The 964-nt window shown below is 57.3% G+C and carries 2 protein-coding genes; both read right to left on the reverse strand.

The genetic code is table 11. The features are described from left to right. Nucleotides 1-148, reverse strand: a 148-nt coding sequence (locus tag ACR0AO_RS25440; RefSeq protein ID WP_480609829.1) for an HU family DNA-binding protein, incomplete at its 3' end; no start/stop codon positions are given. A 130-nt stretch (nucleotides 149-278) separates the two neighbouring features. Continuing rightward, nucleotides 279-964 (reverse strand): AMP nucleosidase (locus ACR0AO_RS25445; RefSeq protein WP_480609826.1); only part of this gene is annotated, 686 nt, incomplete at its 5' end.

Here is a 964-nt window from a genome sequence, read left to right on the forward strand (position 1 = left end):
CAGGCAGGGTCACTGCACCACCTGCGGAAACTTCGCGCGTGATCAGGCCGGTGATGGCCTCAAGCGCAGAGTTCGCGGATTTCTTATCGGTTCCCATTTCCTCAGCGAGAGCAGCAACCAGCTGAGTCTTTGTCATAGGTTTTGCCATTTCTTGGTCTCCTTAACGTGCCCGATCTATAGGGCCTCACCGCGTAACTGTAACGGGATATTGTGGCCAAACACAACGAATAGTAGCGCAGAAACCCCTAAAAATATGGGGAAAACGTTGCTTTTTTGCGTCAGAGGAAGGCAGTTTCGGCGAAGGAACGCAAATTCCGGCTGTGCAGACGCTCCAACGGCATGCCGCGCAGGTGCTCCATAGCGCGTATCCCGATCATCAAATGACGCCCCACCTGAGTGGTATAAAAGGACGAGGCCATGCCCGGCAGCTTTAGTTCGCCGTGCAGGGGCTTGTCCGACACGCACAGCAAAGTGCCGTAAGGAACGCGAAAGCGATAGCCGTTCGCGGCGATTGTGGCGCTTTCCATATCCAACGCGATGGCCCGCGACTGGCTGAGGCGCTGAACCGGTCCGGATTGATCGCGCAGTTCCCAGTTGCGATTGTCGACCGATGCAACTGTTCCCGTCCGCATGATCCGCTTCAGTTCATACCCTTCCAGCTCGGTCACTTCGGCCACGGCGCGTTCCAGCGCGACCTGAACCTCGGCCAGGGGCGGGATGGGCACCCAGACCGGCAGGTCATCATCCAGAACCTTGTCATCACGTAGATATGCATGGGCCAGAACGAAATCACCCAATGCCTGCGTGTTGCGCAACCCGGCGCAATGGCCAACCATCAGCCACGCGTGCGGGCGCAGAACCGCGATATGGTCGGTCGCTGTTTTCGCATTCGACGGGCCGACACCGATGTTCACCAAAGTAAGACCCGAACCATCTTCACGCTTCAGATGATAGGTTGGCATTT

Source organism: Ruegeria sp. AF8 (genome assembly GCF_056541825.1).